Annotated in this window: 6 protein-coding genes; 2 read left to right on the top strand and 4 right to left on the bottom strand. The window is 38.7% G+C overall.

What is annotated here, in order from left to right; all coding sequences use genetic code 11:
- Positions 1 to 212 precede the first annotated feature (212 nt).
- Positions 213 to 509, bottom strand: coding sequence for an iron-sulfur cluster assembly accessory protein (locus IEV74_RS19510; RefSeq protein ID WP_188457019.1), 297 nt, complete (start codon positions 507 to 509; stop codon positions 213 to 215).
- Between the two features lie 200 nt (positions 510 to 709).
- Between IEV74_RS19510 and IEV74_RS19505 the strand changes: the two genes are divergently transcribed.
- Entirely contained in the window at positions 710 to 1,369 is a 660-nt protein-coding gene (locus tag IEV74_RS19505; protein ID WP_188457018.1) for a GntR family transcriptional regulator, read from the top strand.
- Between the two features lie 34 nt (positions 1,370 to 1,403).
- Here the strand turns inward: IEV74_RS19505 and brnQ are convergent, their stop codons facing one another.
- Both brnQ and IEV74_RS19495 read right to left on the bottom strand, forming a co-directional pair.
- The gene (gene brnQ, locus IEV74_RS19500; protein WP_188457017.1) at positions 1,404 to 2,759 is read right to left on the bottom strand and encodes a branched-chain amino acid transport system II carrier protein; all 1,356 of its coding nucleotides are present in this window, start codon (positions 2,757 to 2,759) and stop codon (positions 1,404 to 1,406) included.
- Positions 2,760 to 2,937: 178 nt separating this feature from the next.
- Entirely contained in the window at positions 2,938 to 3,702 is a 765-nt protein-coding gene (locus IEV74_RS19495; protein WP_188457016.1) for a GNAT family N-acetyltransferase, read from the bottom strand.
- Between the two features lie 143 nt (positions 3,703 to 3,845).
- Here IEV74_RS19495 and pdxK point away from each other — a divergent pair, with 143 nt between their 5' ends.
- On the top strand, positions 3,846 to 4,649 hold the full coding sequence (pdxK, locus tag IEV74_RS19490) for a pyridoxine/pyridoxal/pyridoxamine kinase (protein WP_188457015.1): 804 nt from the start codon (positions 3,846 to 3,848) through the stop codon (positions 4,647 to 4,649).
- A gap of 207 nt (positions 4,650 to 4,856) precedes the next feature.
- Here pdxK and IEV74_RS19485 read toward each other — a convergent pair whose 3' ends face one another.
- Positions 4,857 to 7,604, bottom strand: a complete 2,748-nt coding sequence (locus IEV74_RS19485; protein ID WP_188457014.1) for a UPF0182 family membrane protein — start codon at positions 7,602 to 7,604, stop codon at positions 4,857 to 4,859.
- Between the last annotated feature and the right edge of the window lie 122 nt (positions 7,605 to 7,726).

The raw sequence follows: 7,726 nt of genomic DNA, 5'->3' as shown, positions 1-7,726 counted from the left end.
CTACGAGTTGTGAGGAGTGCAGCATCACCGAAAATGCTTGCAACACGACGAACACCCAGCGTGAGGAGACTCATCAGCCGCCCACGGAAAGCGAAGTGTATACGGGCTGCGGGACCAAAGAGCGTCCAAAATAATGCAAAATCACCACAAGTATTTACGTCGCATTTTACGGATACTACGTAATAAAAATCAGAATTTACGAAAACCCTTAATTAATGATGATGCCCTTTTTTAGGATTGGTTATGAACATTTCCTCTTGCGGAACATAGAAATACTGAATCCATATACCATCCAAAAACGCATCATCCTTCTCTAAAATTATGTCAATATCCTTGTCCGTTTTTACAACCACATCATTTTCAGTCGGTGTATCCAATTTTATGTCGTAATGTGCATGGTCACCATGAAGGTGTGTAACAAAAACTCGAATCATTTTTCCTTCCGCTTCGTTACTTTCCAGCATTTTTCTCAATACTTTAGCCGCATTTCGATTAATTTTGCATTTCATATGACAAAACCCCTTATCCAATGGTATGTAGAACTATCTATTTCATCCTAAAAAATAGAATAACCCTGTTCTTTTACGTTCGGCAATTAATTTGTTTTGCAATATGATCCGAGAGTCTCCAATATATTGCATATACCAATTGAATTCCTTTTATTGTATACTATTAATTATAAAGATATTTTAAAAAGGGGGAATTGCAAATGCCAATACCAACTGATCATTCGAAACCAATTCGCCAATCTGCCAAAGAGAGTGCATTTAACCAACTTCAGCAATGGATTATTGATGGAACACTGCAGCCCGGCGAAAAATTAAATGACTCGGAACTTGCACAGGCGCTTGGTGTCAGCAGAACCCCAGTACGTGAATCATTGCAGCTGCTCGAGGTACGGGGATTTGTTAAAATGTATCCCGGCAAGGCAACACAGGTAACAGAAGTTGAAAAAGAGTCAATCAATGACCTTTTACCACCCTTAGCAGCCTTACAAGCATTATCAGCTGAATTAGCTATTGCAAATTTAACTGATAAAATTAGCACTTTGCTGGAAAATACAAACAAACGATTTGCAGAAGCAATCCGTTTGGAAAATTATTATTCGGCATTAAAAATTGATGAGGAATTCCATCAAATTATTGTCGATACAGCTAAAAATCCATATATTGACTCCATGGTAACCTTACTTCAGGCACATGTTAGAAGATTATTTTTTCACAACTCGATTATTCTAACGAAAAAGTCCATAGACGAACATTCGACGATTATTGAACTAATGAAGACAGGTGATGCAACAAATGTTTCCTCAATAATGAAAGAAAATTGGCTACGCGCAATTGATGAGTTTAAACAAATGAAAAGATAATGGCCGGTTCCTTATAAGGAAACCGGCCTATTTTTTAAGCGTGGGCAATTGATAATTTTTGCACACGGACAATAATGCCTGTAATTACAATAACAGCTAATGCTGGCAATAACCATCCGAGTCCCTGGCTGTATAAAGGCAGTGACTGTTTATAGAAGGAAACGAACGGTACCATCCATCCAAAATAGTCGATTCCAAGTGAGTCACATAATGCCTTTAAACCATCAAAAATACTGACCATAAATGTGACAACTGTTGCTGATACATAAACGATACGTGAATGGTTAAACAATGGTGAAAGAAACGTTAACAGCATTAGTACAATTGCAAGCGGGTAAAGAAACATTAATACAGGTACCGAATATGAAATAATGTTTGTCAGCCCAAAATTAGCGATCACAAATGTAATCGTTGAAAAGAACACAACAAACTTTTTATAGCCGATTTTCGGAAATAACGTTTGAAAGTATTCTGCACATGCGGTTGTCAAACCAATGCTCGTAGTGAGACAGGCAAGCGTCATAACAACGGCCAGCAGGATTGATCCTGCTATTCCAAAGTAATACGATGCCGCACTGCTGAGAACTGGGCCACCTGTCGCAAAAATACCAAATTCTTCTGTGCTCGTAGCTCCTAAATAAGCTATACCAATATAAATGGCTCCTAGAAATGTGATTGCAACGGCACCAGATTTTGCTGTGGCAGCAAGTATTCCACTTGTAGAAGTTACACCAAACGAACGAATTGCCTTAATCACAATAATTCCAAATACGAGGGAAGCAAGTGCGTCCATCGTGTTGTACCCTTCCAGGAACCCCTGTACAAAAGCCCCGTCAGCAAACGCTTCTTGTGGAGTTTGGATAGAACCCATCGGCTGAATGATAACCATCATCAGAAGAATTCCAAGCAGAACAACAATACCCGGTGCTAATATTTTTCCAACATTATCAACAAGTTTTGCAGGATTCAGTGAAAACCAAAGTGTAATCGCAAAGAAGACCAACGTAAATAGGAACAATCCACCCTGCTGAAATCCCTCACTCACAAATGGTGCAATACCAACTTCATATGCTACTGTACCTGTCCTTGGAGCAGCGAAGAATGGCCCAATTGTTAAATAAAGAAGTGATGTAAAGAATACAGCATAAACTGGATCAATTCTGCTTGCGAGTTCTTGTAAATTATTACTTTTTGAAAAACTCATTGCTAGAATTCCAAGCAAGGGCAATCCGACTCCAGTGATTAAAAAGCCAACAATAGCTGGCCAAAGGTTTGTTCCAGCATTTTGACCAAGCTGTGCCGGAAATATCAGATTTCCAGCCCCAAAAAATAAGGCAAATAACATGAGTCCTATTAATGCGTAAGATGAGAATGATAGTTTGTCCTTCACGATATTCGCTCCTCTACGTTGTATGTTTATATATTCCAGTTCTAATAGATTATTTTTAACCCAATATGCAATATATTGGTGAAATATATAATACTATGTCTTAGAGCGAAATGCAATATATCACGATGAAATTTTGTGACGATTTCGAAACAAATTTTTACCATCTGCTAAAATTCAACTAATCGTTTGAACTATAAACCATCTGAACCTCATACTTAAACCCCAAATAATGATAGTTTTGCCTTCTGTACATTTCTCTAGGTGTATCCTCACCATCGGCAACTAAAATTATTGTCCTGTCGGGAAAACAATCCATAACATACTTTTGCAGCCTGCTTGCAATACCCTTTTTCCGAAATGGCTCCTTAACCGATAATCCATCAATTTCCGCTGTTTTCTCTGAAATAATAACATCTACGGAGCCTGCAGGTATCCCTTTATAAGTAGCCAAAATCTGTAATATATGACTATCTAAGAAATTACGTTTGTGAAGGTCTTCCTTCTGGTTGGCAAATTCCTCACCAAATTCCAAATCCGTTTCGTACTGTAATTCTAAGAACGCTTGAAAATTCGTGTCTGTTACAGTTTGTGTATCAATATCCGGATGATTCGTTACGTTAGGAAATTGTTTTGGCTGGATAGCATATAATTCGTTGTATCCAACCTCGTAACATGCTTTCATAAAGTGATTCATTAGTTCTTTAGATGGTTTTTCATTCCCGGGAAAATAAAACTTTATATGCTTTTGTCCATATTTTCGATGAAATCGTGTTAAATAATTTGCCGCCTCTATAAATTCAGCAACAGACGGCATCATTTTAAATTCAATATAATTACTGTCATACCGAATTAACATCTCTGGGTAATGGATATGTTTGTATCGATCGTTTTCAAAAACAACCTGACCTGGATTGTAAATGTCCCCAAATGTAATATTTTCCATTGTATTAATTTCTCCTTTTTCCTTTTGAATGGCTGAGATTTACAAATACTATACCATAATAAAAAATACTTTTATTGTCACAAAATTTGTTATATCCTATAAACACGGTATGAATTATAAATGAAGATTTGGGGGAAAGCTCAATGTCGATGAAAAAAACGTTAACACTCGCCGGATCTGATTCAAGTGGCGGGGCAGGTATACAAGCAGATCTGAAGACATTTCAGGAGTATGGTGTATATGGCATGAATGCACTTACCTCCATTGTTACGATGGATCCAACTAATGGCTGGAGTCATGGTGTATTTCCAATTGACGTTGACATCGTTGAAAAGCAATTGGATACTATTTTATCTGTCGGTATTGATGCAATGAAAACAGGCATGCTCGGTTCGGTTGAGATCATCGAACTCGGTGCGAGAAAGATAGATGAATTTAAATTAGATAAAGCAGTCATTGACCCGGTAATGGTATGTAAAGGCGAAGATGAGGTATTGCAGCCGGAAAATACCGATGCGATGCGGGAATTGCTTTTGCCTCGTGCAGCAATTACCACACCTAATTTGTTCGAAGCGGGACAGCTTGCTAAAACTGGACCAATTAAAACAATTGATGGCATGAAGGATGCTGCAGTAAAAATCCACGACCTTGGAGCAAAAAATGTCGTCATTAAGGGTGGAAAAGCACTAGATCACGAAAAAGCCGTGGACCTCTTTTATGATGGAAAAGACTTTACACTGCTGGAAAAGGAAAAGCTTGATACGACTTACAATCATGGTGCGGGCTGTACATTTGCCGCAGCAGTCACTGCAAATCTTGCAAATGGAAAATCTGTGAAAGAGGCAGTGGAAGCAGCGAAGGAATTCGTCACAGCAGCAATTGCCCAGGGCTGGAAACTTAATGAATATGTAGGACCAGTTAAGCACGGAGCATATTTCAACAACTAAACAAATCAGGGCGGGACAAGGGGTCAGTCCCCATGTCCCACACTAACATTACCAATGGCTTGCGGAGATGCAAGCCATTTTTGTTTACGTGCCTCTTGCTGATTCATGCTTACACCGGCTCTCCCAAGATAGTGTGTTTACATAGTGATCAGACAATATCCTCCTCAACGAAACAAAGGACCACCCCTAGGGCAGTCCTTCATACATTCACCTATTATATTCCTTCAATTGAGCTTCAATCCGAGCCATGATTTTACCCGCTTCTTCCCAGTTTCCTTCTGATAATGCCTTTTGATAGGCATCAAATTGATCAGCAAAATCCCGTAATTTTTCTTCCGCATCCGAAATTTGCTGTGAAGATGATTCGTCTGGATTGGCTTGCTCCGTCTCGTTCACTTCCTTATTCTCATTATTTTTACTTTCCGGATTGATTATTTTCAGCATTTCATCAAGTGCTTTGTCAAACGTTGGCTCCATGACAATGTTATCACCATAAGCCAAGACAACCCGTTTCACTTCAGGAAGTGATGTTTCATTTGATGATTCAATGTAAATTGGTTCAACATAAAGTATGGTATCTTCAATTGGAATCGTCAGTAAGTTCCCCCGTATCACCTCTGAGCCGCCCTGTGACCAAAGATTAAGCTGTTTGGAAATGTCCGAGTCCTGGTTAATGCGGTTTTCGATTTGCTGTGGTCCATAAATATTTTTCTGTTTTGGAAAACGATATACAAACATCTCCCCGTAACTTTCACCATCGTTGCGGACACCTATCCACGAAATCATGTTTTGCTTATTTTTTGGTATATATGGAAGCATTAATATAAATTCTTCTTGATCTTCTTTAGGCAATTTCAACGTCATGTAATATGGTTCCATAACGGTATCCTCATTGAAATATTTCTCTGTAGGAAACTGCCAAAAATCCTCACGATTATAGAATACTTCCAGGTTTGACATATGATACGTGCCATACATTGAAGCTTGAACAGTAAACAATTTTTCCGGATATCGGAAATGCGCCTGTATGTCTTCGGGAATTTCTTCCGTAAACAAGTCTGGGAACATATTTTGATATGTTTGCATTAATGCATTATCCGGTTCAACCACATAAAAATCCACCTCACCCGTATAGGCATCAATAACTGCCTTAACAGGATTTCTCATATAATTTAGATTTTCCTGAAAGGGCTCAGAATATGGATAACGCTCCGCAGTCATATAAGCATCCATGATCCAGACTAAACTGCCATCATCACGAATCACTAAATACGGATCTTCATCGTATGTTAAAAAAGGTGCAATACGTTTAACCCGTTCCACTATATTCCGCGTCTCTAATAATTGACTTTCTTCCGTGATCTGATCAGAAACAAGCATTCGAAATGAGCCTTCCTTCACGGAAAATAATAGCCGGTTAATTCCTTTTAAAGGGATACCTGAGTCTGCTTCGAATCGAGTGTCGACATTCTTTTCACCAGAAGGATAATCAAATTCATCGATCTTGCTATTTACGATTACATTCTGAGATGGTTCTTCCCCGAAATAAATTTGCGGGCGATTGATCTCAATTGCACCTTCTGGGGGAAGGTTTTTAACAATGTACTCCGGCTGACCTTGCTTCGTGACTTGATTTACATGGCTCATGGCAACCCCATAACCATGCGTATATCTCAGGTTTTCATTAACCCACGTTTTAGCCTGGTCAGGAAGATCACTCGTATTTAATTCCCTCGCCCCTAAAAATACTTGTTCATACTCACCGTCAATCCTATATCGGTCAATATCAACATCATTGTATTCATAGTACGTGCGAAATGTCTGCAATTGATTATAAACATCCAGCAATGGCCTTGCATCATTCATACGTATATTGCTGATGGTCCTCTCATTACGTTCTACCATTTCTTTACTTAATGAGTCATTACCTGGATGCTCCATTTCTTTAATCTGATCCAGACTATAAGCTGCTCTTGTGTAGGTTAAATTTTGTTCCAAATATGGGCGTTCTTTTGAAAATTCGTTCGGTGAAACAATAAAGTGCTGCACTGCCACAGATGTTAGTTGTCCAACGATTACCAATCCGACATATGCAATAATCGGAAGTAACATGGATCGTAATTTGCCACGAACCAAAGCAATGATCGCCCAAACCGTACCGATTACTGCAACCGCAGCTAACAGATACGATTTTGGAATGTTAATCACATCATCGGTATAACTTAACCCGTAAACCACACTTTCCTGAAACAGATTTACCTGATTTGTAAATAGTGTGCCAAACGGAGCAATAACATGAATGCATGCCAATAGAAGTCCTATTACCGCAAGCGTTATTCCCATATGCAGCTGCGCAGGACGATTTAATCGATACATTTTAAATACGGAATAAGCCCCAATTTCTAATAATAGAAAAAATATGCCTAACCCAAGCAAAAGGTAAACGACAAATTGTATAAAAGGCAGAACAAACATATAGAAGGAAATATCCAAATGAAAGTGCGGATCCGTTTCTCCGAATGACGCATGCTCCATAAATTTAAGTGTACGTTCCCAGCCAAATCCTTGTGTGATACCGCTGCCGATTAATCCAATTAATAGGGCAATGCCTATAACGATCGCACTGCTCCATTTTTTGTCTAACACAACTTTCGGTAATTGGCTCTTGTGCAATTGGCTAATATACGACCTGCGAATCCAAAATAATGTAATGACTGTACCGATGAAAAATAAAAGGAACCCAACCACACCAAGCAGCACCTTGCTCCCTAAAATGGTTGTATACACTTCTGAAAATCCAAGTGAATCCATCCAAATATAATTCGTTATCAAGTGGTTTGCAAATACTCCTAATATAAAAACAAGAATAATGCCAATTACTATGTAACCAATCCAGTTTAATCGTTTTTTCCATTTCAATTTTTGTTCATTATCAAGGTTCTCATTAAAACCCAAAACACTTCCCCCTCTCCATAATTACTATACGAATCAACAAGAAGAAAGTTTCACCGGGACAAGGGGTCAGACCCACTAGCGTTGCACAGCTTACAGAAACTGTAAATTAGTAATTTGTATAT

It is taken from the genome of Virgibacillus oceani (assembly GCF_014638995.1).
Taxonomy (GTDB): domain Bacteria; phylum Bacillota; class Bacilli; order Bacillales; family Amphibacillaceae; genus Virgibacillus_E; species Virgibacillus_E oceani.
The sequence above is the reverse complement of the archived record's forward strand: the minus strand, read 5'-3'. Positions and strand labels throughout refer to the sequence as shown.

Bases quoted from the DNA above. Each gene is read 5' to 3' on its own strand.
- IEV74_RS19495 (WP_188457016.1), bottom strand. From the start codon at position 3,702: ATGGAAAATATTACATTTGGGGACATTTACAATCCAGGTCAGGTTGTT.
- IEV74_RS19505 (WP_188457018.1), top strand. From the start codon at position 710: ATGCCAATACCAACTGATCATTCGAAACCAATTCGCCAATCTGCCAAA.
- pdxK (WP_188457015.1), top strand. From the start codon at position 3,846: ATGTCGATGAAAAAAACGTTAACACTCGCCGGATCTGATTCAAGTGGC.
- IEV74_RS19510 (WP_188457019.1), bottom strand. From the start codon at position 509: ATGAAATGCAAAATTAATCGAAATGCGGCTAAAGTATTGAGAAAAATG.